Source organism: Pseudomonas sp. RIT-PI-r (genome assembly GCF_001297015.1).
GTDB lineage: Bacteria > Pseudomonadota > Gammaproteobacteria > Pseudomonadales > Pseudomonadaceae > Aquipseudomonas.
Window position 1 is genome coordinate 39,689 of record NZ_LIGE01000010.1, and the last position, 24,580, is coordinate 64,268.

Sequence of the window (24,580 nt, forward strand, 5' to 3'; positions counted from 1 at the left end):
AGTTTGCCTGACGACTTCGGAGGGCAACGCTTGATGATCAACAAGGCTGCAACACTGGCTGTTTTTTCATGGGTTTTATCGGGCTGCGGCAGTGCCCTGACCGTGCTGCAGGACGACGCCGACGTCGCCCGCGACATGCGCAAACAGAAAACCTACTGCCAATCCATTCCGCGGATCTACAGCGGTCTGGCCTTCGATTTCTGCGTATTGAACGCACCTCCCGATCCCACGGGCTTCCTGGTGCCCTTCGTGTTGCTGGACCTGCCGCTGTCCGGGGTCTTCGACACGGTCTCGCTGCCGTACACGATTTATCGGCAGATCGAAGATGGCAATCTGAATATTTACTGGCGTTCAGGTGGCGGGTAACTGGTTTGCCTTCGATAGCCAGGTACAGCGATGTCATCGTCTATGTCGATGAGAGCGGTGACCATGGGATGCAAACACTGGATCCCAAATATCCCGTTTTTGTGCTCGCGTTTTGCGCCTTCGACAAGCGGCATTACTGCGAAAAAGTCATTCCTGCCCTGCAGAAATTCAAGTTCACCCATATGGGCCACGACCTGATTGGTCTGCATGAACTTGAAATTCGCAAAGAGAAAGGCGCGTTCTCAGGACTTTTCATTTCCCGGGAGCACAAGAATGCTTTTCTTGAGGAACTGACGTGCATCATTGAAGCCAGCAACTTCGTTCTGATCAGCTGCGTCATAGACAAGGCTGCTCTGCGCGAAAGGCAAGGCCACAGCCATAATCCATACCACCTCGCTCTCGGCTTTTGTCTGGAAACGCTCTATGAGTTCTTGCAGGAAAAGAATCAGCAAGGGGCAACGACGCATGTGATTTTCGAGCGCCGAGGGAGGCGGGAAGATAACGAGCTTGAGTTGGAGTTTCGCAGGATGTGCGGTGGTGCGAATCGTTTGGGAATTCAACTGCCATTTGACATCGTCTTTGCCACAAAACAAGTGAATTCCACCGGTCTGCAGCTCGCTGATCTCGTTGCGAGACCCATCGGCATGAGCGTTCTGAAGGCTGGTCAGGAAAATCGTGCATTTGAAGTACTCAAGCGCAAATTTTTCTGCAGCGGCGGGCGGAACAAAGTCGGACAGGGTTTCGAGAACTGGGGCTTGAAGATTTTCCCCTCCCCAGAAAGCGAAAAGCCCCGGTGATCTCACCGAGGCATTAGCGCCGACCGGGATCCCCCAGTCCATTTGCGTACGAGCATATGACGAGAGGTACAGAGTGTCAACGCGCAGGCGCGGCAGTTCGGCTAGAGGCTTGTGGGCGCTTTTACGCTATAATCCCGCCCTTTAGCTGTCTCTCGCCCGGTGCGAGGGCACATCAATTTTCAAGGCGCATCGCGCCTGCATGCAGACTAAAGAGGCTAGACCCCTGTGGCATTGACGATTCTTGGCCTGTCCGGCGCCCTTAGCCATGATCCTTCAGCAGCCTTGTACATTGACGGCAAGCTGGTGGCGGCGGCTGAAGAAGAGCGCTTCGTACGCGATAAACATGCAAAGAACCGCATGCCCTACGAATCGGCGAAGTTCTGCCTGGAGCAGGCCGGTATCAAGCCGTCCGACGTTGACGTGGTGGCGATTCCGTTCGCGCCGATCAGCCTGTTCGGCGAGGCTCGCTGGCACTACGCCAAGCGCTACTGGTACGCGCCGGATCGCGCCCTCGATGCGATCCTGATGGGCAATCGTCGCTACAAGCGCTATCGCAACAAGATCGTCTGGTGCCTGGAACAGCTGGGTTTTGATCCGAAAAAGATCAAGATCGAGCCGGTCGAGCACCACCTGGCTCACGCCTCCAGCGCTTACCACTGTTCCGGTTTCCAAGAGAAAACCGCGATCCTCGGTATCGACGGCAAAGGCGAGTACGCCACGACCTTCTTCGGTTACGGCGAAAACGGCAAGATCCACAAGATCAAGGAATTCTTCGATCCGGACTCCCTCGGCGGCCTGTACGGCGCGATCACCGAGTTCCTCGGTTTCGAGATGCTCGACGGTGAGTTCAAGGTCATGGGCATGGCGCCTTACGGCGACGCCAGCAAATACGACTTCTCGCGTCTGGCCTCGTTCGAGAACGGCGAGCTGGTGATCAACACCGACTACGCCAACGTGATCGGCCTGCGTCGCTATAAAGAGAAGGGCAAAGGCTTCTACTTCTCGCCGAAGCTGATCGAATGGCTGGGTCCCAAGCGCGAAGGCGATATCGCTGACGAGCCGTACATCCATTACGCCGCAAGCATGCAAGCGCTGTTCGAAAAGATCTCGCTGCAGATGATCGACTACTACCTGGGCGACGTGCTCAAGGAAACCGGCAAGCTGGCGTTTGCCGGAGGCTGTGCGTTGAACGTCAAGCTGAACCAGAAAATCATCGCGCGCAATGACGTCAAAGAGCTGTTCGTCCAGCCGGCCTCCGGCGATGCCGGCACTGCTGTCGGCGCTGCCGCTTACGTGTCGCACGCCCGTGGCGTACCGGTCGAGAAGATGGAACACGTCTACCTCGGCCCGTCGTACAGCAACGAAGACGTGATTGCCGCGTGCGCCCGTCACGAAAACAAGCCGACCTGGCGCAAGCTCGACAACATGCCGGAGCAGATCGCCAGGATCATGGTCGATGGCAACCCGGTGGCCTGGTTCCAGGGCCGCATGGAATTCGGTCCGCGTGCATTGGGTGGTCGTTCGATCATCGGTTGCCCGAGCATTCCCGGTGTGGCTGACCGCATCAACCACCAGATCAAGTTCCGCGAGCGCTGGAGGCCTTTCTGCCCGTCGATGCTCGACACCGTTGCACCGCAGATGATCAAGATCGATCACCCGGCGCCGTTCATGACCTTCACCTTCGAAGTGGCGGATGAGTGGAAAACCCGCGTGCCGGAAGTCGTCCACGAAGACGGTACCTCTCGTGCCCAGGTGCTCAAGCGCGAATACAACCCGCGCTACTACGACATGATGAAGGCGCTGGAAGTCCTGACCGGCAACGGCGTGTCGCTGAACACCTCGCTCAATCGTCGTGGCGAACCGATGATCTGCTCGCCGACCGACGCGCTGAACATGTTCTTCGGCTCCGATCTGCAGTACCTGATCATGGAAGACATTCTGGTGGTCAAAGAGGGCGCAAACGCTTATGACTCGCTCGGCTGAACGCCATGTGCTGCAGTTCTGTCACGGCTATGACGGGCCGTTCCTCGACTGCGCACGGCAGTATGCCAGCCTGTTCGCGGGCACCGGTTATCGGGTGACCACGGTCTTTCTGACCGGGGTCGCCGATAGCGAGGTGGCCACCGCGTGTGCTTCCGATGAAGTGTTGTTCATGGAATACAGCTCCAAGGCCATTCGTGGCCTGAAGCTGGGCGCCATCGGCGATCTGCGCAAGATCGCCGCTTCACGCAATTTCAGTTTCTGCATCGCCCATCGCTTCAAGCCGATCTATATCGCCTTGCTCGGCACTTCGTTGCCGGTGATTGGCGTGCACCACGCGTTTGACGATTACAAACGCGGTACGCGCAAGCTGTTTGCGCACATTTTCCGTAAGCGTCTGAGCCTGCTCGGCGTGTCCGATGCGGTGCGCGACGACATGCGTCGTTGCCTGCCGAAGTGGCCGCAAGAACGTATTCAGACGCTGTATAACCGTATTGATGTGCCTGCGCTGCAATTCAGTCAGGTGTCCGTCCGCGAAGCCCGCGAGACCCTTGGCCTTGCACCGGATGCGTGGATTGTCGGCAACGTTGGCCGGCTGCATCCGGACAAGGATCAGGCAACTTTGCTGCACGGCTTTGCTGCGGCTTTGCCGGGTTTGCCGGGCAACAGCCAGTTGGTGATTCTCGGCAAGGGCCGTCTGGAGCAGGACCTCAAGGAACTGGCGCGCGAACTGGGTATCGGTGATCGCGTGCTGTTCCTCGGTCAGGTGCCGGATGCGCGCAATTACTTCCGTGCCTTCGATGTATTTGCCTTGAGTTCCGATCACGAACCGTTCGGCATGGTGCTGCTGGAGGCCATGGCCGCCGGCGTGCCGCTGCTCGCCACTGCGTGCGGTGGCGCGAAGGAAGTGGTGGAAGGCGTGGGCATTCTGTTTCCGCTAGGCGATGCCGAACACTTGGCGCAAGGCCTGCAACATCTGGCTGGTATGGATGATCAACAGCGTCTTCAGTGCGCCGAGATGATGCTCGATCGTCTGCGTGAGCGTTTCTCCGACCGTGCGGTGCGTGACACCTTCTGGCGTCTGCCGCAAGTTACCGATCTGGCACCGAGGGGCTGATGCTCAACCGATTTCAAGGCTGGCGCGAACGTGGCTGGTCGCCCGTTGACGCCTCCACCTATGCAACCACCTGGCGGCGTTTCGGTGGCAGCGTTGCGACTCACCCATTGGTGGTGGAGCGTCTGGCTGATCTCGCCGGCATCCCGGTGCGTTACCTGGCCTGGGAGCAACAAGGCGAAATCAAGGCGGCGATCCCGACCTGGGGACGCGATCTGGCGTTGTCCAAGGACGTGCTCAAGCGCAATGGCAAAAAAGGCTTGTTCGACCTCGGCAATGCCGAGCTGATCCTGCCGGCCGCCGTTGAGGCCCAAGCCCCGCTGCGCCATCGCGCACGCTACCTGTCGGCCCTCAATGAAAGCCGCTTCAGCGGCCTGAAGTTGCAGACCGAACAACTGGCCATGGCCCGCACCCCGGAAGATCTGTCGAAGAAATTCCGCTACAACCAGCGCCGCGAACTGCGTTTGCTGGAAGAGGCGGGCGGCGTGGTGCGTGCGGTCAGTGAGTTCTCCAGCGCCGAACTGGCGGCGATCTACTGCGATCTGTTTCAGCGTCGCTGGGGCTTCCCGGCCACAGGCGCGGCACGCATGGGCGAAGTGATCGAGCTGTTGCGCGAGCTGTTGATCGGCTCGGTGATCTTCCTCAACGATGCGCCGATTGCGATTCAACTGGTGTACCGCGTCGAAGCGCCAGAGTGGATCAGCGTCGAATACATCAACGGCGGTGTCGATCCGCAAACCCGCGATTTCAGCCCCGGCAGCGTGTTGAGCTTTCTCAATACGCAAAGCGCCTGGGAACACGCACGAGCGCTGGACAAGCCGCTGCGCTTTTCCTTTGGTCGCGCCGACCGTGAATACAAGGATCGCTGGTGCAATCCTGTGCCGGTGTTCACCGTATGAGCCCGCCCATGAGTCGCAAACAACAATTGCTCAAGCGTCACCGGCGCAACAAACGCATCGGTCTGTTGATTGCGCTGGCCGTGTTGATCGCGGTCGGTGTACTGGTTGCGTGGTGGTTACCGCTGGTGCTTGCAGTGATCGGCTGGATCGCCCATGAGGCGTGGTTCGCCGATCATTTGTTCTATTCGCCGAAAGACGATTACCAGTACAGCTTTCCGCCGTTCACACCGCAGCCAAAAGTGCACCTTAACGGTGAACAATTGCGCCTCGATGAAGGCGTGATGCTGGTGGATGACGCCACGCTGATTCTCGCGGTGCACGTCAAAAGCACATGGCTGGGACGCTTCTTCGATCCGCGCATTGAGCTGGCAGGCGGTACGAATCCCGACGCGCAAACCTTTGAGCGCGGCGTCAACGGCCTGCGTTATCTGAACCTCAGCGGTCAGGCGCAAGCCTTGTCCCAAGGCGTGCTGCGCTTGCGCGGACGCTGCTGTCGCGTCTGGGGTGAGCCGCTGCTGTGGGCGCTGGAGCAAGCGGATTACCGCCGTTCGCGGGTGATGGTGATTGCTCCGCACGCCGACGATGCGGAACTGGCCGCCTACGGTTTGTACAGTCAGGCCGATGAAGCCTGGATCGTCACCCTGACTGCCGGCGAAATTGAAGCCGAACACTATCAGCAGATGGGCCTGAGCAAAGTCGAAGCCGCGCGGCTCAAGGGCCGATTGCGTGCCTGGGACAGCCTCGCCGTGCCGCGCTGGGCCGGTGTGCCGACGGAAAACTGCGTGCAACTCGGTTACTTCTGTCTGCAACTGGCAGCGATGCAGGCGGCGCCGAATCAAGCGATGGCTTCACGCGAAGCCGATCTGAGCGATACCCGTCTGTTCCGCCAGTTGAACCCGTTCAGCTTGCCGAGCGACGTCGACGGCGCGCCGACCTGGAACAATCTGCTGGCCGACCTGCATGAAGTGTTGCTGCGAGCGCGCCCTGACGTGATCGTCCTGCCGCATCCGACGCTTGATCCGCATCCTGATCATCTGTGCAGCCAGCAAGCCGTGCTGCAAGTGCTGAACACTCTGGACTGGCAGCCAACCCTGCTCGGTTACGCCAACCATTTGCACGATAACGATCGCTGGCCGATGGGCAATGCCGGTGAAGGCGTTGCGTTGCCTCCGGCCTTCGATGGCGCCGTACCGATGCAGCCGCTGTGCTTGCCGCTAACCCTTGAGCAGCAACGCGACAAGGCCATGGCGCTGGGCATGATGCATGACTTGCAGCCGCCAGCACCGTTCAAGCGTCGTTTGCGCCGCTTGATTCAGCGCGTGCTGGCCGGGCGTGCACCGTCGATATACGGCGAGAATGAGTTTTTTCGAAAAGCGGTCCGACGCCAGGAATTACTCTGGCTGCTGAAACCGGGTGAATCAGGCGTGAATCGGGGAGATTTATGAGTCAACGGTCAAAGGTTCTGCAGTTGCAACCTGACTACAACGTCAAAGCCCATGATTTCGCCGACCTTGCCGAGCAGATCGTCAAGGCGTTGCCGTCGGAGCGCTATGAGATCACGGCGGCTTTCCTGCGCGGTAAACCTGCGGCCGGTGAGCCAGTGAGTCGTGCTGACCGCTCGGTGTATTTCGAGTTTTCCGACAAGTCGCTCAAGGGCATGCGCCTGCGGGCGATGTGGCAGCTATACAAGTTCTGCCGCCGGGAAAAGTTTGACGTGGTGATCTGCAACCGCTTCAAACCGGTGAACATGATGCTCACGCTCAACCGCTGGTTGAAGGTGCCGTTGTGTATTGGCATCTCCCACGGTTTCGGCGAATACGACCGTTTCTATCGTCGTCGTCAGACCCAGCGCCTGATCGATCGGCACTGGCGTTTCGTCGGTGTTTCGCCAGCGGTCAAACAGTACCTGCTGGACTGCGATTGCGGGTTCACCGACCAGAATACCTACGCTATTACCAATGCCATCGACATCGAACAGGCCGAAGGCTTGCAACACAGTCGTGAAAGGGCTCGCGAACTGCTCGGTATCGATCCGGATGTGCGCCTGATCGGCGCGCTGGGGCGATTGGTTTCGGTCAAGGGCCATACCTATCTGTTGCAGGCGTTTGCCGCGCTCAAGGACAAATACCCGAACACGCAATTGGCAATCATCGGTGCCGGCCGCCTGCAAGCGCCGCTGGCTGCCGAAATTGAGCAGTTGGGCCTGGGCGGACGCGCACATTTGCTGGGCTTCAAGGAAAACGCCCTGCAATACGTGCGTGCCTTTGATATCTGGACCATGCCGTCGCTGGCTGAAGGCCTTGGCCTGGCTTTGCTCGAAGGCATGAGCGGGCACCTGCCGGTGATCGCCTCGAACGTGCCGGCCATGCTGCCGCTGATCGAAGGCGCAGGCGGGTTGTCGATTACCCCGAAAGATGTGCCGAGCCTGGTCGAGGCGCTGGATAATTATCTCGCGCTGTCCGATGACGAGCTCAAGGCCAAGGGCGAGCAGGCTTACCGCTATCTACAGGACCAGCATGATATCGAGGTGTTCCGTCAGGAATATCTGGACTTGATTGACTCTGGCCTGGAACAGGCTCGCAGGGAGCAGCCATGAGTGAACAAACAGCAACGAGCGAAGCGAACGCCCTCGTCACCGTCATCATCGCATCGTACAACCACGGGCCGTACATTGAGGAAAGCATCCTCAGTGTCATCAACCAGACTTACAAGAACATCGAACTGCTGGTGATCGATGACGGCTCGAACGACGACAGCGTCGAGCGCATCAGTGCTTTGCAGGCGCAGCACGGTTTCGATTTCCGTGTGCAGCAGAACCAGGGCCTGACCAATACGCTCAATGGCGCCATTGCGCGCGCCAAGGGCAGCCTGATCGTGCCGTTCGGCTCTGACGACATCATGTATCCGGAGCGTATTGCCACGCAGGTGGCCTACATGGCCGGCAAACCCGAAGTCGGGATCTGCGCCGGCAACATCGAACTGATGGACGCCGATGGCAATCTCTACCCGGAAAAACGTCAGCGCCGCGACGTACCGTTCCGCCGCCTCGATTTCGACGACATGTTCCTTGAGCGCAAGCCGTATCCGCCGGCGCCGACGCTGATGATCCGGCGCGAAGCGCTGGACAAGGTCGGCGGGTTCGATCCAGCGATTCGTCTTGAAGATCTGTATATCGAGTTGAAGGTGACGCGTGCCGGTTATTTCATCGACGGCTTGAACATGGTCATGGCGCGCTACCGCAAGCACGCCACCAACTCGTACAAGAATCACCGTTTCATGATCGAAAGCATCCTGCGTATCTACGCATTGTTCAGCGATCATCCGCTGTATGACGAAGTGCGTTACAAGGCGCTCAACTCGATGTTCCTCAAGACCGCCAACCGCAATCGCAAGCTGGCGCGGGAACTGCTGGCGCAGATCCCGTTCAAGGCGTGGAACAAAAAGACCTGGCGCGGTCTTGGACGGTTACTGTTTTCGCCGCGGGAAAAGAGTTGAAACAGCGGTCGCCCGCGCTTAGCGGGCGACTTTCTCCGAGAGCTGCTTATCGCCTTTCTGGCGCGAGCGAATCCACAGCAGGACTTTTTTGCCGGCGGCCATGCCCGGCAACTCGATGTACAGAAAGCTCAGGCTGCTGATCAGAATCAGCAGGCACGTGCAGATCGCGATCAGCGGCAGATAGACATCCGCCTCCCGCGCGTCGAGATTCAGCAGCAGCGGCAGACGCTGCACCATCAGCCACAACACGAAACCGTGCAGCAGATAGGTGCTGTAGCTGATCTCGCCGAGCCAGCGGATGCTGCGTGGCTTGAGCGCACCGAACAGGCTGTTGCCCGACGCCACGATCACGAAAAACAGTGACAGCAGGAACAGCGGCCCGGTCTTGAAGGCACGGTTGAACGCGGTGAACGCAATCACCAGCGCCAGCAACGCAATGATCCCCGCCAGAGGTGTACGGCTCCACGCCACCAACGCCGGTCGGCGAATCCAGTACGCCGCCGCGATGCCGCCGAGAAAACTGGCGATGAAGTGCTTTTTCAGCGAATGTTCCCATCCGACCACTTGATACAGCGCATAGATGCCGATCAGGCACAGCACCACTTGTACCCAGTTGCCGCGGTAGATGAAGACCATTGCGGCCAGCGGCAGCGCCAGATAGAAGAATACTTCATAGGCCAGCGTCCAGGTGACGTTGGAGATCAGCATGCCGGTTTGCGGATATTGGTTGATGTCGGGGCGGTCAAAAGTCAGCCACGCCAGAATCTGTTTGAACAGGGCGCTGCCAGGCTCCTTCAGCTCCCAGTTCTGCAAATGGAACACGGTGACAAAGACAATCAGCATCAACGGAAGGTACAGCGGATAAAGTCGAAACACCCGCGAAATGCCAAACGCCAACCAATCGTGCTGACGCCCTTGGGTCAGCAGACGGTTCCAGAACAGAAATCCGGTGATCATGAAAAACAGCGCAACGCTGCCCTGACCGATCATCGAGTAAAAGTTGCTGGGCGGAAATCCGAACTCTCCAGTGCGCAGAAAAATCCAGGTAATGACCGTGTGGTGCACGAATACACCAAACGCCAGATAGCCGCGCAAGCCATCAATGCTGGCATAGCGGCTTTCACCGGAATGCTGCAGATGGCGGGCGATTTTCGGCACGACGCGCAGCAATAGCGCGGCGGATACGATGGCCAGCGCATAGGCGCCCAGCGCAATCAGGGGGTTAGTCTCGATCATCAGTGAACTCGGGCCGGAGTGTTGCCGGCCAGCACTTGCCTGTGCAGATTATCCACCGCAGATTGCGACGCCGTGACGGCGTAGCCCTGAAGCAGTGCTTCGAAGTGTTCTTCGAACAGCCAGCGTTTGTCGACGGTGTAACGCTGCATATGGCGCAAATTTCGCTGGCGCAGGGCCAGACTGAGCGGGCTAGGGTAAACGCGCAGGTCAGCCAGATCAATCAAGCCGAACTCGCCATCCTCCAGCACCAACACGTTGCCCAAGTGCAGAGAGCGGAAATAGACGCCTTTCTCATGCAGTTGCGCCATGAACTTGCCAAAGCGTTCCACCAGCGCCTGGCGAACGGCCGGTGCAGTAATACTCTGCAATACCTGACGCAGAGTGTGGCCGGGCAGGGGGGCGTAATGCACGGCGCTGCTGCCGTCGTTGAGGCGATACAGGTTGAGCACTTGCGGGGTTGGAATGCCCATCAGGCGCAACTGTTCACTGTTGACGGCAAAGCGTTCGGAGTACGGATTGAAGTTGCCCGAGGTGTACCAGCGACGACGGCGGAACAGCTTGAGGAAGCTACCATCGGTCAGGCGCAGGACTTTCGGGCCCAAACCATCCTCTTCGATCACCTGAGCGGCGTTGCTCAGATTTTGCAGGCCGGTGACGGTGAGTTTTTGCACCGGCATTGTCAGCAGGCGTCGCGCACGTTGATTGATGCTCAGTGCCGCGATCAGTGCCAGCGGAATCCACAACAGGAACCAGTGCTCCTTGGGCCGTGAAATGATTCCGCCACCTTCGGTCAGTCCGGCGCCGATGCCAAAGATCAGCAGCGTCGAGGCAACAATCAACAGTGGTTGTACGCGCTGGCGCCAACTGCTCAGCAGGCCCCAGAAAATGAAGAACAGCCACGGCAACAGGCCGAAGATGCCGACGTAATAGAGAACGCCCAGCACGAAACTGTGCGGCTCCTGGAAGTTGATGCCGACACCGGGGTCGACAGACAGCGTGGCGCTGTAGCCGTGACCGATCCAGGGATGGTCGGCAATCATGTGCAGCACCTGTTTCCAGATTTCCAGTCGATACGAATCGCCACGTTCGATGATCATTTGTGCAAACAGGACGGCGACCGTTACACCGCTGAGCGCCAGGCCGATCAACAAGCCTATCGAGCGACGGTTCCAGCAAATGAAGCACAGCCACAACGCGGCCATGGTCAGCGCCACCAGCGGCGTTCTGGACCCGGTGCCGATTACCGCCATAAACATGATTGCCATTGCCGGCACACTCAGCCACATCATCTGGCGGCGTTTGCAGGTCATGGTCACGCTCAGCCAATAGGCGCTGAAGAAACCGAACAGGTGCGAGCTGAGCAGTGGGTTGTCAAAAGCGCCACCGCCGATCAGACGCATGCCCGGTTCGTAAATACGGGCGAATCTGAACAAGAACCACGTCGTTGCGACCAACGCCACCAACGCGGCGCCGAACAGCAGAGGTTGCAGGATCTCACTGCGATAACGCACCAGCAGATAGGTGCCGGCAAACAACAGCAAGGTGTGCAGTGACGGTTTGAACATCCCGGCGATACCTTCGTCGCGCGGTCCCCAACTGAGGCTGAGCAAGGCCCAGGCGACAAACACCAGCAGCGCGACGAACACCGGCTCGCGTAGCAACTCCTTGAGTTCACGCGGACGCAGGCACAAAGCGACCAATGTCGGAATGCTGAACAAGCCGTAAAAAAGCTTGTGATGCAGACTTCGGCCCGGCAGAAAAAACAGCGCGCACAAGAGCAGGAAGTAGCCGGCGGGAAGAATCCACAGGCTAATGAAATCGAATACTCGATTGGACGTACTGTTGAAGCTGCGAAGTTGCATGCTGTGAGATTCAATCCTGAAGTTGATCGACCATTCGGGTGATGGCTATTTGATGCTGAAAAACGTGCCTAACAATAACAGCCTTTCGCTGTTTGCCAGAACCCTGAAGAAGCTGTGCTAAAGTCACCGTCCTTTTTATCGACTTTCGCGTGATATGACCGATTCCAGTACCGCCGCAAGCCCTTCGAGCTTGAAAATCTACTTCCGCCTGCTCGGCTATGTTCGGCCGTACATCAGTCTGTTTCTGATCAGCATCGTCGGGTTCCTGATTTTCGCTTCGACCCAGCCGATGCTTGGCTACATCCTCAAGTATTTCGTCGACGGCCTGTCCAACCCGGAAGCGGTGCTGTTTCCAAGCGTACCTTACCTGCGTGATCTGCAACTGTTGCAGGCCGTTCCGCTGCTGATCATCCTGATCGCCGCGTGGCAGGGGCTGGGATCTTATCTGGGCAACTACTTTCTGGCCAAGGTTTCCCTCGGCCTGGTGCACGATCTGCGGGTGCAGTTGTTCAACAACCTGCTGGTGCTGCCGAATCGTTATTTCGACAAGCATAACTCCGGTCATCTGATTTCGCGTATCACCTTCAACGTGACCATGGTCACGGGGGCGGCAACGGATGCGATCAAGGTCGTAATCCGTGAAGGCATGACGGTGATCTTCCTGTTTGCCTCCCTCCTGTTCATGAACTGGAAGCTGACGCTGGTGATGGTTGCCATCCTGCCGCTGATTGCCGTAATGGTGCGCACGGCGAGCAAGAAATTCCGCAAACAGAGCAAGAAAATCCAGCTGGCCATGGGCGATGTCACGCACGTGGCTTCGGAAACCATTCAGGGCTATCGCGTGGTGCGCAGCTTCGGTGGCGAGGCTTACGAAGAAAAACGCTTCCTCGCTGCCAGCCAGAGCAACACCGACAAACAACTGCGCATGACCCGTACCGGCGCCATCTACACGCCGATGCTGCAACTGGTGATCTACAGCGCCATGGCGGTGTTGATGTTCCTCGTGCTGTTCCTGCGCGGCGATGCCTCTGCAGGAGATATGGTCGCCTACATCACCCTGGCCGGCCTGCTGCCGAAGCCGATTCGCCAACTGTCCGAAGTCAGCTCGACCATCCAGAAAGGCGTGGCGGGTGCCGAAAGCATTTTCGAACAACTGGACGTCGAGCCTGAAGTCGATACCGGTACGGTCACGCGTGACTCGGTGACCGGTCGTCTGGATGTGCGCAACCTGAGCTTCACCTACCCGGGCACCGAACGTCAGGTGCTCGACGACATCAGTTTCTCCGCCGAACCGGGGCAGATGGTTGCGCTGGTGGGGCGTTCGGGCAGTGGCAAGTCGACGCTGGCCAACCTGATTCCGCGTTTCTATCACCACGACAAGGGTGAAATTCTCATCGACGGTGTGGAAGTCGAACAGTACAAACTGCTCAACCTGCGTCGTCATATTGCCCAGGTTACCCAGCACGTCACCCTGTTCAGCGACACCGTGGCCAATAACATTGCCTACGGCGATCTGGCCGGTGCGCCGCGTGAGGATATCGAGAAAGCTGCGCGGGACGCCTACGCGATGGACTTCATCGAGCAATTGCCGGAAGGCCTTGACACTCAGGTCGGCGAAAACGGCGTCCTGCTTTCCGGTGGCCAGCGCCAGCGCCTGGCAATTGCCCGGGCCTTGCTCAAGAATGCGCCGCTGCTGATTCTCGATGAGGCCACTTCGGCACTCGACACCGAATCCGAGCGGCACATCCAGGCCGCACTGGATCAAGTGATGAAAGGCCGCACTACGCTGGTGATTGCCCACCGTCTGTCGACCATCGAGAAAGCCGATCTGATCCTGGTCATGGATCAGGGGCGTATCGTCGAGCGCGGCACGCATGATCAATTGCTCGCGCAAAATGGCTATTACGCCCGTCTCAACGCCATGGGCCTCGATGCCCCGACTGAAGACATCGCCTGATAACCGGCAAAATCCCGTGGGAGCGAGCTTGCTTGCTCCCGCGTTTGTATCCAGTCCTTTACCCATCTTGACCAAACGGGAATAAATCCCGCTGCCGCGCTTGTTAAGGTTCCTCCACGAACTCTGAACTTGATTGAGGGGCTATCCCCTTCGCGCGGTGATCTGCATGTTGCAACGATATCTCTGGAAACTGCTGCCCAAGGCGCAGCGAGCCTTTTTGCTTGGGCGGCTGTCGGTGGTTGACCGTCAGGTCGTCAACAAATCGATGTCGGCCAGTCTGAATTTTCCGCAAGCGTTCAAGCAACATGCCTGCCTGTTTATCCATGTGCCCAAATGCGCTGGCAGCAGCGTGTGCACGGCCATGTTCGACGGCTGGCGCCCAGGGCATTTGCCCCTGTATTGGTACGAAGAGCAGTTTCCCGAGCAGTTTGCGACGATGTACAAGTTCGCCTTTGTCCGTGATCCGCTGGAGCGTGCTTACTCCGCTTATGCCTTTCTGCACGGAAACGAACTCAGTGGTCGCGATCAAGCCGCACAGCGACTGGTTCGGCAGTACCGTGATTTCGATGATTTCGTCGCGCGCTGGCTGCACCCGGAAAACATTCCGCGACAATTGCATTTTGCAGCGCAAACCGACTTTCTGACCGACTCGCTGGGCCATCTGGCGCTGGACTTCATTGGCTATCAGGAGCATTTGCAACGCGATTTTCGGTTGGTTTGCGAGCGTTTGGGGGTGACCAGCCGGTTACCCCACGTCAACGTTTCTCGACAACGCCAACAGTTGCCCGCGCGTGAGTTCTGTTCTTTGCGTACACGGCGCCTGGTGCGACGGGTTTATCAGCGCGACTATGAGCTGCTCGGTTATGAATGAGTGCTTGTCTTTGTCGGCACGGACGCTGGATATCCATCCCTATGGCCTGGCGTTGTCGAGTCAGGCGCGTGCCGCGCTCAAGGCGCAACGCCCGAGCTGTGTGTGGCTGACCGGATTTTCCGGTGCTGGCAAGTCTACGTTGGCCAATGCTCTGGAGATGCATCTGCATCAATCCGGCCTGCACACGTTTCTGCTCGATGGCGACAATGTGCGCAACGGGCTGTGTCGGGATCTGGGCATGGGCGATGCTTGCCGCCGCGAGAATACCCGCCGTATGGCTGAAGTGGCGCGGCTGATGGTCGACGCCGGACTGATCGTGATTGTCGCCGCCATTTCGCCGTTTCGTGCCGAGCGCGAAGCGGCGCGGCAACTGTTTGCCCACGGCGACTTTATTGAAGTGCATGTCAGTACGTCACTCGAGGTCTGTGCCCGGCGTGACCCGAAAGGGTTGTATCAAGCCGTGAGGGAAGGGCGAATCAAGCATTTCACCGGCGTGGACAGTCCTTACGAGGCGCCGTTGGCTGCCGATTGGCAAATTGATACCGAGGATCTGCACTTGTCCGAAGCGTGCCGCCAACTGACTGCTCTGGTGCTCAAAAAATGAGCAAAAAAGCCAGCTGTTTCATCCTGTTGCAGCCCGCGCACAAGCCTTCGCCAACCCTGTGTTAATATCGCGCCCCTGTTCATTTTGTATGTGGGTTGCTCCATGAAGTTGTCCATGCCGCGATTCGATCAAGCCCCTGTCTTGGTGGTCGGCGATGTCATGCTCGACCGTTACTGGCATGGTGGTACCTCACGGATTTCCCCTGAGGCGCCGGTTCCGGTCGTTAAAGTCGAGCAAATCGAAGATCGTCCGGGCGGCGCTGCCAACGTTGCCTTGAACATCGCCGCGCTGGGTGCGCCGGCGTCGCTGGTTGGTGTGACCGGCGATGACGAAGCCGCCGACAGCCTGAGCAACAGTCTCAAGGGTGCGGGCGTACGCGCGTTGTTCCAGCGCATTGCGCATCAGCCGACCATCGTCAAGTTGCGGGTCATGAGCCGGCACCAGCAATTGCTGCGTATCGACTTTGAAGAACCGTTCGCCACTGATGCCCTGGCCCTGGCCTCGCAGGTCGATGACCTGCTCGAAGGCATCAAGGTGCTGGTGCTGTCGGACTACGGCAAAGGCGCGTTGAAAAATCATCAGGCCTTGATCCAGGCAGCGCGTGCCAAGGGTATTCCGGTTTTGGCCGATCCCAAGGGCAAGGATTTCTCGATCTATCGCGGTGCTAGCCTGATCACGCCGAATCTCAGTGAATTCGAAACCATCGTCGGCGGTTGCGCCGACGAGCACGAGTTGGTGAGCAAGGGCGCAGCCCTGATGCACGACCTCGATCTCGGTGCGCTGCTGGTCACTCGCGGCGAGCACGGCATGACCCTGTTGCGCCCGGATCATCCGGCGTTGCACTTGCCGGCCCGCGCCCGTGAAGTGTTCGACGTGACGGGTGCTGGTGATACGGTGATTTCGACGCTGGCGGCGGCGATTGCGGCCGGTGAAGAATTGCCTCACGCCGTGGCTCTGGCCAATCTGGCGGCGGGCATCGTCGTCGGCAAACTGGGTACGGCGGCAATCAGCGCGCCGGAACTGCGTCGTGCCATCCAGCGCGAAGAAGGCTCCGAGCGTGGTGTGTTGGGCCTGGAGCAACTGATTCTGGCGGTGGCCGATGCCCGTGCGCATAACGAGCGCATCGTCTTCACCAATGGCTGCTTCGATATTCTCCATGCCGGCCATGTCACCTACCTCGAACAGGCGCGCGCACAGGGCGACCGTCTGATCGTGGCGATCAACGATGACGCGTCCGTCAGCCGTCTTAAAGGTCCTGGCCGTCCGATCAACAGCGTCGACCGGCGCATGGCGGTGCTCGCCGGCCTCGGTGCGGTGGACTGGGTGATCAGCTTCCCGGAAGGTACCCCGGAAAACCTCCTGCGCGAGGTCAAGCCGGATGTGCTGGTCAAGGGCGGGGATTACGGCATTGATCAGGTGGTCGGCGCCGATATCGTCACGGCCTATGGCGGTACGGTAAAAGTGCTGGGGCTGGTTGAAAACAGCTCGACCACGGCGATTGTGGAAAAAATCCGCGGTCATTAAGGTCAAAAGATCGCAGCCTGCGGCAGCTCCTACAGGGAAATACATTCCAATGTAGGCGCTGCCGCAGGCTGCGATCTTTTTGCTTTCAGGAATTCACTTTCTTGCGCGGTACGATTTTTTTCAGCAGTTGCCTGGCCTTGCCGCGCAACCGCGCCAACCCGGTGGCCTTCTCCGGCGGCGTGAGCCCCTGTTGGCGCAGCCAGTCCTTCCAGCGAATCCGCTCCTCACGCACCAGCCAGCCATCCTGTTTGGCGAAGCTCTCGGCCAGATACAGACCGCGAGTGCCTGCCGGGTACAACTGACCCTTTTTCAACGTATACAACTCAGGCAGCGGTTCGCCGTCCTGCAATGGCATCAGGTACAGATCCGGCCGTTTACGATCCAGCCGCGCCACCAGTTGATCACCTTCCAGCCGCTCATCGACATGAAACAGGCTCAAGGATTTGGCTTCCTTGGGCACTTCCAGTCGCAGGTCGTAGATCAATTGCAGTGAAGCAGTGGGCAGATGCACATACGCCCGTGGGCGTTCCTGCAGTTGCAGATTGGCGCAGCGCACCGGGCGCGCCGAGCCGGATAGTGGCGTCAGGCGAAAAGGCAGGGCTTCGCGATAATGCAGGGCCGTCGCATAAGGCGCTGGCAGCCAGGTGTCATTGAAACGCCCGCCAAGCCAGCCTTCCGGAGTTTCCAGCAGGCACTCTTCAGCAATTTCCTGAATGGCGGTGTGCAGGGGAATGTTCAGCTCGTGGGCCGGCACATAACCGGAAATCAGCTTGAGCACCACGTCGCCGCGATCCTGCCGACGCTGGCGGACCAGGACCCAATAGTCGCGATTCTGCCAGTGCAGGGTCAGGCGCACCGATACCCCAAGGTTGGCCAGCTCCAGCGCAAAGCGCTCGGCGTCCGCTACGCTGACCGGTTTGCGCCGTTGCAGGGTCTGGGTGAAATTCAGCGGCATGCCAACGCTCTGGTAGGTCAGGCCTTCGGGCGTGGCTTCGACGAACAATGGCAGGGTCTTGAAGTTGCTCGGGTTCTTTCTGATGAGCGTGCGCGGCATATCGGCTCCTGCTTAAGGCCGCGAAGCGGCGTCAGTGACCACGAAGGACCTGGGCAACGGTCGCAACGTTGTGGGCGAGGTGCAGCGGATTGATCGTGCCGACAATAGCACTGGCCACGCCAGGCTGGGCGAACAGCAATTCAAAACTGGCGCGCACCGGGTCCACGCCCGGGCTCAGGCAAACATGACCGCTGGCCAAGGCTTTTTTCACCAGAATGGCTTTGCCGTGCGCAGCAGCATAGTCAATGACAGTCTTCTCGTTTTGTTCGTTCAGATTGTAGGTGACCATCGCGCAGTCGCCTTGCTCCAATGCTTTCAAGCCACCTTCGACGGTTTTGCCGGAGAAGCCGAAGCCACGAATCTTGCCCTCGGCCTTGAGCGCCGCGAGGGTGGCGTACACCTCTTCGTGCTCGAGGATCGCCATGTCATTGCCGTCAGAGTGCACCAGCACCAGATCGATAAAATCGGTTTCAAGACGTTGCAGGCTGCGCTCGACCGACATTCGCGTGTGCGTCGCGCTGAAATCGTGGTGCGACAGACCATCGGCAAACTCTTCGCCGACCTTGCTGACGATCACCCAGTCCTGACGCTGGCCGCGCAATAGCGGGCCGAGGCGTTCTTCGCTGCGACCGTACGCCGGGGCGGTGTCGATCAGGTTGATCCCCAGTTCGCGGGCTTGCCGGAGCAGCATCCGTGCTTCGTCGTCGCCGGGAATCTGGAAACCGTTGGGGTATTTCACCCCTTGGTCGCGGCCCAGTTTCACGGTGCCCAGGCCCAGTGGCGAAACCATCAGGCCAGTGCTGCCCAGCGGACGGTGCAAGTCATGCAGGTTGGCGATACTCATGGCAGCAATTGCTCCCAGGCTGGAACGCCCATCGGGGGCTGCGGCAAGGCCGGCAACGGTTGGTGGGCCTGCGGCTGGATGCCGTCGCGTTGCAGGGCGGCGATCACACGGTCGGCGAAATCTGGCGCCAGCGCCAGTTTGGTCGGCCAACCCACCAGCAGGCGACCTTCTTCGGCAAGGAAAGCGTGGTCCGGGCGAGTCAGCCCGGTTTGCAGTGGTTCGGCGCGATCTACCCGCAGGGTCGCCCATTGCGTGGTGCTGAGGTCGATCCACGGCAGCAACTGGACGATTTCTTTTTGCGCGGTGGCGATTTGCTCGGCGGGCTCGCGATGGACACCTTCGCTCTCGGCGATGTCGCCGCCCATGTACCAGACCCAGTTGCCATCCGTCGCCGGGTGCGTGGTCACGGTGATGCGCGGTTTGGTGCCGCCGCCCAGGCAGTGTGCGTACAGCGGCTTCAGCCCAGGGCCTTTGGCGATGATCATGTGCAGCGGGCGGCGTTGCATGGCCGGGCGGCTGAGGTTCAGGGTTTCGAGCAATTGCGCGGTGCCGGCGCCCGCGCTGAGAACGATACGTTGTGCGCGAATCTCGCGGCCATCGACTCTGAGGCCGACCAGCACACCGGCTTCCAGCAGCGGCTCGATGATTTGTCCGGCAAGCAAGCCATCGCCGGCCAGATCGGCCAGGCGCTGAACCAGGCTCGGCACATCCACCACCAGCTCGGCCAGGCGGTAGACCTTGCCTTTGAAGCGCTTGTCTTGCAGGGCTGGCGGCAGTTGCTCGCCCTTGACCTGATCAACCCGGCCACGCACGGCTTTACTGGCGAAGAAACTGGTGAGGTTGCCCGCCAGTGTGCCCGGCGACCACAGGTAGTGAGCCTCGGAAAGCAGGCGCACACCGGACAGGTCCAACTCGCCGTCGCCGGCCAACGCTTCACGCCAGCGGCGCGGCATGTCGGCGATGGCTTCCGAAGCACCCGTCAAGGCACCGTGCAGCGCGTATTTGGCACCGCCGTGGATGATCCCTTGCGACTTCACAGTCTGCCCGCCGCCGAGGCTGGCGCTTTCCACCAGCACGGTCGAAAAACCCTGGCGGCGCAGACGCGCATTCAGCCAGAGGCCGGCGACACCAGCGCCGACAATCAGAACGTCGGTGGAAATAACGGATGGCATGCAGCGACCTCAGTGTTCAAGACGAGGGCGCAGTATACAGACTCGGGAAAGAGGCGGATTTGTCGATGATCAACAGAGGGAATGCAAACCTGTGGGAGTGAGCCTGCTCGCGATAGCGATCTGTCATTCAACATTTATGTCGTCTGATAGACCGCTATCGCGAGCAGGCTCACTCCTACGGGGGATGCGTTTTGTCTTTAGTGGCCGGCGGTTTTCGAGAACAGCTGGATCACGACGACGCCGAGCACGATCAACGCCATTCCGAGCATCGCCGGTATATCCAGCTTTTGCCCGTAGATGAACAGCGCCGCGACGCTGACCATGACGATGCCCATCCCGGCCCACACCGCGTAGGCCACGCCGACCGGAACGGTGCGCACCACCAGGATCAACATCCAGAACGCGATGGCGTAGCCCACGATCACCACCAGCAAAGGCAGCGGCGTGCTGAAGCCTTTGACCGCTTTCATCGAGACGGTGGCCATGACTTCGGCACAAATGGCGATGGCAAGGTAGGCGTAGGCGTTCATGTGTATTCCTCAAGTGGAGCGTTACTGTCTGAGGTCGGCATTCTAGTGATTCTCCAGATGCGGTAAAGTCATTACCTATCTGTTGGAAAGATGGGTGGGGCGCGCAGCATGCAGTGGAATCTAGATCAATTACGCACATTTATCGCGGTCGCCGATCAACGCTCGTTCTCCGCCGTGGCGCGTCAGCAGCGCAAAGCGCAGTCCGCGGTCAGCAGCGCGATTGCCATGCTCGAGGACGATCTGGGCGTCAGTCTGTTCGAGCGCAGCAGCGGCCGCCAGCCAACCCTCACCGAAGCAGGTGAGGCGCTGCTCGAAGAAGCACGGGAAGTGCTGCGCCAGTGCGAACGCCTTAACGGGCGTGCCATGGCGATGATGCGTGGCCAGGAAGCGCAACTGCGCGTCGCCCAGGACGAGGCGATGCCGTATCAGGCGCTGGTGGAAAGTTTCGGCGCCCTCGCCGAGCAATTCCCCAGTCTCGAAGTGCAACTGACCAGCGCCGCCCAAGGTGAAGTCGCGCGCAAACTGGTGGAGCGGCGCGCCGATCTCGGCCTGCTGTTCTATCACGATGAAATCCCTGAGGCGCTGGAGCGGCGCGTGCTCGGCAGCGTGGAAATGGTCACGGTCTGCGGGATCAATCATCCGCTGGCCAAACAGTCCTACGTGACCTGCGAGCAACTGGCGCAACACCGGCAGTTGTTGATGTCGACACAAACCAGCGTCTATCCGGGCAACGAGCCGGCCAGCCCGCAGGTGTGGCGCGCCGACAGTTTCTATGTGATGGCTGAGTGGCTGGTGCGCGATCTTGGTTGGGCCTGGCTGCCCCGGCATGTGGTGCAATACTCGGCGTATCACGGCCTGATGGTCGAACTCGACAGTGAATGGACGCCGCCGGCGCTGGTGGTCGAATTGGTCTGGCGCCGCGACGAGCCCCTTGGCCCGGCCGCGAGGTGGCTGGCCGAACGTTTTGCCGTGCACTTGCGCGCGATCGGCGACAAAAGTCGATAAACTCCGCCGCCATGAATAGAACTCTCTACACCGCGCTGTTTTATCTGGGGCTGCCATTGGTGGCGATTCGGCTGTGGCTGCGGGCGCGCAAGGCGCCGGCGTACGCCAAGCGTATCGGCGAACGTTTCTCTTACGGGATGCCGGCGCTGCAACCGGGTGGCATCTGGGTACATGCGGTATCTGTTGGCGAGAGCATCGCCGCCGCGCCAATGATTCGCGCTTTGCTGCAGCGTTACCCACAACTGCCGATCACCGTGACCTGCATGACCCCGACCGGTTCGGAACGGATTCAGGCGTTGTTCGCCAACGAGCCGCGCATCCAGCATTGCTACCTGCCGTATGACTTGCCATGTGCAGCGGCGCGCTTTCTGGATCGCGCGCAACCGAAGCTTGCGGTGATCATGGAAACCGAGTTGTGGCCCAACCACATTCACCAGTGCGCCAAGCGCGGCATTCCGGTGGCGCTGGCCAACGGGCGTTTGTCCGAGCGCTCCGCCAGAGGCTATGGCCGTTTCAGCAAACTCACCGCGCCGATGCTTGCCGAGATGAGCCTGTTCGCCGTGCAGACCGAAGCCGAAGCCCAGCGTTTCCGCGATCTCGGCGCGCGTCCGGAAACAGTCGATGTCACCGGTTCGATCAAATTCGACCTGACCATCGACCCGCAATTACTGCAGCGCGCCGCTGATTTGCGCGGCCAATGGCAAGCGCAAGAGCGCCCAGTGTGGATCGCCGCCAGCACTCACGAAGGCGAAGACGAGGTGGTACTCAATGCCCATCGTCGCTTGCTGGCCAATCACCCGGACGCGCTGCTGATTCTGGTGCCGCGTCATCCCGAGCGTTTCAATTCGGTGTTCGAGCTGTGCCAGCGCGAAGGCTTCGCCACGGTGCGGCGTTCGACCGGGGTCGATGTCGATGCGCAAACGTCAGTGCTGCTCGGCGACACCATGGGCGAATTGCTGTTTCTCTACGCCCTGGCCGACAGCGCTTTTGTCGGCGGCAGCCTGGTGGCGAACGGCGGGCACAACCTGTTGGAGCCGGCCGCGCTGGCCAAACCGGTGATCTGCGGACCGCACTTGTTCAACTTCCTCGACATTGCGGCGCAGCTGCGTGAAGCCGGGGCGTTGGCGGAAGTGGATGATGCCGAAGGGTTGGCGGTGGAGGTGCAGCGACTGTTCGAGCTGCCGCGTGATGCACAGCGCATGGCCGAGGCCGGGCTGGCAGTGATGCGCCGTAATCAGGGCGCGTTGCAGCGGTTGCTGGATGGCTTGGGCCGACTGATCAAGTAACTCGGCTACAAAAAAAGATCGCAGCCTGCGGCAGCTCCTACATTGGAATGCATTTTCCTGTAGGAGCTGCCGCAGGCTGCGATCTTTTGCTTTTAAGGGCGGGCCTTGAGCTGCGCTTCGGCTGCCTTGGCCAGATCCGGCGGGAGGAAATCCTTGTCCGGGTTGTAGTCGGCCTTCAGATAACGCCGCAGATCTTCCAGATCCCCCGGATTCAACGTCCCCGCTGCCTGTTTCAAGCGCAGGTTGTCGAGAATGTAGTCGTAACGCGTGTTGTTGTAGTTGCGCACCGAGGTGTACAGCTGACGTTGCGCATCGAGCACGTCAACGATATTGCGCGTACCCACCTGATAACCGATTTCCGTGGCTTCCACCGCGCTCTGGTTGGAAATGATTGATTGCTTGCGCGCCTGGACCTGCTCGACGTCGGTGTTCACCGCGCGATGCAGGTTGCGGGTGTTCTCGACGATCTGCCGACGCAGGGATTCGCGCTGCTGCTCGCTCTGATCCAGTTGCGCGTAAGACTGGCGCACCTGCGAACTGGTCAGCCCGCCGCTGTAGATCGGGATGTTCAGTTGCAAGCCGACCGTGCTCTGTTCGACGTTGCCACCGTAAGGCGCGCCGAATGAATTCGGGTTGCCGAAGCCAAGGGCGTCGTTGTCACCTTTTTCGTATTTGGCCACGGCGTCGAGGGTCGGCAAGTGGCCGGCCTTGCGCTGCTTCAGGGTTTGCTCGGCCGAGCTGACGGCAAAATTGCTCGCCAGCAGATTGAGGTTCTGTTTCGCTGCGGTATCGACCCAGGCCTTGGCGTCATTCGGCGCCGGCGGCAGGATCGGCAGCGAATGGACGATGCCTTGAATCGAGTTGTACTGACGGTTGGTCAGGGTGATCAGCGCTTCAAACGCATCATCGACCTGACGCTGGGCGACGATACGGTTGGCGCGTGCGGTGTCGTAACTGGCTTGCGATTGCAGGACGTCGGTCTTGTCCGACAGACCGACATCGAAGCGCTCGTTGGACTGATCGAGCTGGCGCTTGAACGCGGCTTCTTCAGCCTTGGTCGAGGCCAGGTTGTCCTGGCTGCGCAGCACGTTGAAATAGCTTTCGGCCGATTGCAGGATCAGATTCTGCTCGGTCGCCGACAGTTGCAGTGCCGCTTGCTCATTGACGTCCTTGGCCGCTTGGTACTGGAACCAGCGATCGGCGCGGAACAACGGTTGCGCAAGGGTCGCCTGATACGAGTGCGCGCTGCGATTGGCAATGGCCGAGGGCTGATCGATCGAGGTGCGCACGTTGGCGGTCTCGGCACCGCCGGAAAGATTCGGCAGCAACCCGGCGCGGGCCTGCGGCACCACTTCTTTCTGCGCGCCGTACTGGGCGCGCGCAGCGGCCAGATCGGCATTGTTGTCGACCGCTTCCTGATAGACGCTGACCAGATCGGTTTTGGTCGACAAGGGCGCTTCTGCTGCCCAGGCCATTGCGTTGGACGCACAAGACACGGCAACAGCCAGTGAGAGTTTGCGCAGCATGAGGCGATCCCTAGCATTAATATTATGGAAGTAATCCGGGCGCCAAAGGTAAGGCGCAGCCCGCGCAGCGTCAAGGCGTGGCGGGGCAAGGCGAGTGTAGTTGCGCAATCGGTTCACAACAATCGGCCAAGCCCCTGTATTTGCGCCATTCATCATGGTGATTGCTGCGGTGTTGGCGTTCTTTGCCAGTTGTGTCTAGACTGGCCGGGTTCTTGTCGGGGTGCCTTGCTATGAGGCTGAGATCGAATAATTTCGGATCCCGTTGAACCTGATCAGGTTAGCGCCTGCGTAGGGAACAAGATTTCTCGTCACCCGGCGAGTCCTCTTGTGCTTCGTCCGGGAAATTGTTCGACAATCGAACGCTCGACGACGATGCACAGCACCGGTCCTGGTGCGTCCGTGCCTTTCAGGTTCTGCTCCGACAATCCACTGCCTGGATGCTGTCTGGAGAGCCCGTG

Annotated in this window: 20 protein-coding genes, 1 pseudogene and 1 riboswitch; of the genes and pseudogenes, 14 read left to right on the top strand and 7 right to left on the bottom strand. The window is 59.6% G+C overall.

All coding sequences use genetic code 11. The annotated features are described in order from the left end of the window. The first annotated feature begins 33 nt into the window (after positions 1-33). From AK821_RS01325 to AK821_RS01360, 8 genes and pseudogenes are all read left to right on the top strand, one after another. On the top strand, positions 34-366 hold the full coding sequence (locus AK821_RS01325) for a YceK/YidQ family lipoprotein (protein ID WP_177330933.1): 333 nt from the start codon (positions 34-36) through the stop codon (positions 364-366). A gap of 20 nt (positions 367-386) precedes the next feature. Further along, positions 387-1,163 (top strand): annotated as a pseudogene (locus tag AK821_RS01330) (DUF3800 domain-containing protein); the annotation flags it as partial. Positions 1,164-1,388: 225 nt separating this feature from the next. Next, on the top strand, positions 1,389-3,146 hold the full coding sequence (locus tag AK821_RS01335) for a carbamoyltransferase family protein (RefSeq protein ID WP_064387790.1): 1,758 nt from the start codon (positions 1,389-1,391) through the stop codon (positions 3,144-3,146). Next, a complete protein-coding gene (locus AK821_RS01340) occupies positions 3,130-4,260 on the top strand; it encodes a glycosyltransferase (RefSeq protein WP_064387791.1) in 1,131 nt (376 codons plus the stop codon). Before AK821_RS01335 ends, AK821_RS01340 begins: the two co-directional genes overlap by 17 nt. Then, positions 4,260-5,156: an antimicrobial resistance protein Mig-14 gene (locus AK821_RS01345; protein ID WP_064387792.1), complete on the top strand. Its 897-nt coding sequence runs from the start codon at positions 4,260-4,262 to the stop codon at positions 5,154-5,156. Before AK821_RS01340 ends, AK821_RS01345 begins: the two co-directional genes overlap by 1 nt. A gap of 8 nt (positions 5,157-5,164) precedes the next feature. Next, entirely contained in the window at positions 5,165-6,601 is a 1,437-nt protein-coding gene (locus tag AK821_RS01350; protein WP_064387793.1) for a PIG-L family deacetylase, read from the top strand. After that, a complete protein-coding gene (locus AK821_RS01355; RefSeq protein ID WP_064387794.1) occupies positions 6,598-7,752 on the top strand; it encodes a glycosyltransferase family 4 protein in 1,155 nt (384 codons plus the stop codon). Before AK821_RS01350 ends, AK821_RS01355 begins: the two co-directional genes overlap by 4 nt. After that, on the top strand, positions 7,749-8,651 hold the full coding sequence (locus tag AK821_RS01360; protein ID WP_064387795.1) for a glycosyltransferase: 903 nt from the start codon (positions 7,749-7,751) through the stop codon (positions 8,649-8,651). Before AK821_RS01355 ends, AK821_RS01360 begins: the two co-directional genes overlap by 4 nt. Before the next feature lie 18 nt (positions 8,652-8,669). Here the strand turns inward: AK821_RS01360 and AK821_RS01365 are convergent, their stop codons facing one another. Beyond that, positions 8,670-9,887 carry an acyltransferase family protein gene (locus AK821_RS01365; protein WP_064387796.1) on the bottom strand — a complete coding sequence of 406 codons (1,218 nt, stop codon included), beginning with the start codon at positions 9,885-9,887 and terminating at the stop codon, positions 8,670-8,672. After that, complete coding sequence (locus AK821_RS01370) at positions 9,887-11,749, bottom strand: bifunctional O-antigen ligase/aminoglycoside phosphotransferase family protein (protein WP_064387797.1); 1,863 nt, start codon at positions 11,747-11,749, stop codon at positions 9,887-9,889. The genes AK821_RS01365 and AK821_RS01370 overlap by 1 nt, the downstream gene beginning before the upstream one ends. 154 nt (positions 11,750-11,903) lie before the next feature. Between AK821_RS01370 and msbA the strand changes: the two genes are divergently transcribed. The 4 genes from msbA to hldE all read left to right on the top strand — a co-directional run bounded on the left by msbA (position 11,904) and on the right by hldE (position 16,705). Next, positions 11,904-13,706 (top strand): lipid A export permease/ATP-binding protein MsbA, encoded by a 1,803-nt coding sequence (gene msbA, locus AK821_RS01375; protein ID WP_064387798.1) that lies wholly within the window; start codon positions 11,904-11,906, stop codon positions 13,704-13,706. Between the two features lie 166 nt (positions 13,707-13,872). Then, on the top strand, positions 13,873-14,577 hold the full coding sequence (locus AK821_RS01380) for a sulfotransferase family 2 domain-containing protein (protein WP_064387799.1): 705 nt from the start codon (positions 13,873-13,875) through the stop codon (positions 14,575-14,577). Continuing rightward, the gene (cysC, locus tag AK821_RS01385) at positions 14,570-15,181 is read left to right on the top strand and encodes an adenylyl-sulfate kinase (protein ID WP_064387800.1); all 612 of its coding nucleotides are present in this window, start codon (positions 14,570-14,572) and stop codon (positions 15,179-15,181) included. The genes AK821_RS01380 and cysC overlap by 8 nt, the downstream gene beginning before the upstream one ends. A 102-nt stretch (positions 15,182-15,283) precedes the next feature. Then, positions 15,284-16,705 (top strand): bifunctional D-glycero-beta-D-manno-heptose-7-phosphate kinase/D-glycero-beta-D-manno-heptose 1-phosphate adenylyltransferase HldE, encoded by a 1,422-nt coding sequence (hldE, locus tag AK821_RS01390; protein ID WP_064387801.1) that lies wholly within the window; start codon positions 15,284-15,286, stop codon positions 16,703-16,705. A gap of 85 nt (positions 16,706-16,790) precedes the next feature. On the opposite strand, the gene AK821_RS01395 is transcribed toward hldE, so the two are convergent. From AK821_RS01395 to AK821_RS01410, 4 genes are all read right to left on the bottom strand, one after another. Further along, entirely contained in the window at positions 16,791-17,759 is a 969-nt protein-coding gene (locus AK821_RS01395) for a hypothetical protein (protein ID WP_064387802.1), read from the bottom strand. Positions 17,760-17,790: 31 nt separating this feature from the next. Next, on the bottom strand, positions 17,791-18,603 hold the full coding sequence (locus AK821_RS01400) for an aldo/keto reductase (RefSeq protein WP_064387803.1): 813 nt from the start codon (positions 18,601-18,603) through the stop codon (positions 17,791-17,793). Next, positions 18,600-19,775, bottom strand: a complete 1,176-nt coding sequence (locus AK821_RS01405; RefSeq protein WP_064387804.1) for an NAD(P)/FAD-dependent oxidoreductase — start codon at positions 19,773-19,775, stop codon at positions 18,600-18,602. Before AK821_RS01405 ends, AK821_RS01400 begins: the two co-directional genes overlap by 4 nt. A gap of 197 nt (positions 19,776-19,972) precedes the next feature. Then, a complete protein-coding gene (locus AK821_RS01410; RefSeq protein WP_008079257.1) occupies positions 19,973-20,305 on the bottom strand; it encodes a DMT family transporter in 333 nt (110 codons plus the stop codon). 108 nt (positions 20,306-20,413) lie between these two features. Between AK821_RS01410 and AK821_RS01415 the strand changes: the two genes are divergently transcribed. Both AK821_RS01415 and waaA read left to right on the top strand, forming a co-directional pair. Beyond that, positions 20,414-21,310, top strand: a complete 897-nt coding sequence (locus AK821_RS01415; protein WP_064387813.1) for a LysR family transcriptional regulator — start codon at positions 20,414-20,416, stop codon at positions 21,308-21,310. A gap of 11 nt (positions 21,311-21,321) precedes the next feature. Further along, a complete protein-coding gene (gene waaA / locus AK821_RS01420) occupies positions 21,322-22,596 on the top strand; it encodes a lipid IV(A) 3-deoxy-D-manno-octulosonic acid transferase (protein ID WP_064387805.1) in 1,275 nt (424 codons plus the stop codon). Positions 22,597-22,688: 92 nt separating this feature from the next. On the opposite strand, the gene AK821_RS01425 is transcribed toward waaA, so the two are convergent. Further along, positions 22,689-24,122, bottom strand: coding sequence for a TolC family outer membrane protein (locus tag AK821_RS01425; protein WP_064387806.1), 1,434 nt, complete (start codon positions 24,120-24,122; stop codon positions 22,689-22,691). Between the two features lie 206 nt (positions 24,123-24,328). After that, positions 24,329-24,434, top strand: a riboswitch (TPP riboswitch). Positions 24,435-24,580: the final 146 nt, after the last annotated feature.

Bases quoted from the DNA above. Each gene is read 5' to 3' on its own strand.
- AK821_RS01325 (WP_177330933.1), top strand. From the start codon at position 34: ATGATCAACAAGGCTGCAACACTGGCTGTTTTTTCATGGGTTTTATCG.
- AK821_RS01340 (WP_064387791.1), top strand. From the start codon at position 3,130: ATGACTCGCTCGGCTGAACGCCATGTGCTGCAGTTCTGTCACGGCTAT.
- AK821_RS01345 (WP_064387792.1), top strand. From the start codon at position 4,260: ATGCTCAACCGATTTCAAGGCTGGCGCGAACGTGGCTGGTCGCCCGTT.
- AK821_RS01350 (WP_064387793.1), top strand. From the start codon at position 5,165: ATGAGTCGCAAACAACAATTGCTCAAGCGTCACCGGCGCAACAAACGC.
- AK821_RS01355 (WP_064387794.1), top strand. From the start codon at position 6,598: ATGAGTCAACGGTCAAAGGTTCTGCAGTTGCAACCTGACTACAACGTC.
- AK821_RS01360 (WP_064387795.1), top strand. From the start codon at position 7,749: ATGAGTGAACAAACAGCAACGAGCGAAGCGAACGCCCTCGTCACCGTC.
- AK821_RS01365 (WP_064387796.1), bottom strand. From the start codon at position 9,887: ATGATCGAGACTAACCCCCTGATTGCGCTGGGCGCCTATGCGCTGGCC.
- AK821_RS01370 (WP_064387797.1), bottom strand. From the start codon at position 11,749: ATGCAACTTCGCAGCTTCAACAGTACGTCCAATCGAGTATTCGATTTC.
- msbA (WP_064387798.1), top strand. From the start codon at position 11,904: ATGACCGATTCCAGTACCGCCGCAAGCCCTTCGAGCTTGAAAATCTAC.
- AK821_RS01380 (WP_064387799.1), top strand. From the start codon at position 13,873: ATGTTGCAACGATATCTCTGGAAACTGCTGCCCAAGGCGCAGCGAGCC.
- cysC (WP_064387800.1), top strand. From the start codon at position 14,570: ATGAATGAGTGCTTGTCTTTGTCGGCACGGACGCTGGATATCCATCCC.
- hldE (WP_064387801.1), top strand. From the start codon at position 15,284: ATGAAGTTGTCCATGCCGCGATTCGATCAAGCCCCTGTCTTGGTGGTC.
- AK821_RS01395 (WP_064387802.1), bottom strand. From the start codon at position 17,759: ATGCCGCGCACGCTCATCAGAAAGAACCCGAGCAACTTCAAGACCCTG.
- AK821_RS01400 (WP_064387803.1), bottom strand. From the start codon at position 18,603: ATGAGTATCGCCAACCTGCATGACTTGCACCGTCCGCTGGGCAGCACT.
- AK821_RS01405 (WP_064387804.1), bottom strand. From the start codon at position 19,775: ATGCCATCCGTTATTTCCACCGACGTTCTGATTGTCGGCGCTGGTGTC.
- AK821_RS01410 (WP_008079257.1), bottom strand. From the start codon at position 20,305: ATGAACGCCTACGCCTACCTTGCCATCGCCATTTGTGCCGAAGTCATG.
- AK821_RS01415 (WP_064387813.1), top strand. From the start codon at position 20,414: ATGCAGTGGAATCTAGATCAATTACGCACATTTATCGCGGTCGCCGAT.
- waaA (WP_064387805.1), top strand. From the start codon at position 21,322: ATGAATAGAACTCTCTACACCGCGCTGTTTTATCTGGGGCTGCCATTG.
- AK821_RS01425 (WP_064387806.1), bottom strand. From the start codon at position 24,122: ATGCTGCGCAAACTCTCACTGGCTGTTGCCGTGTCTTGTGCGTCCAAC.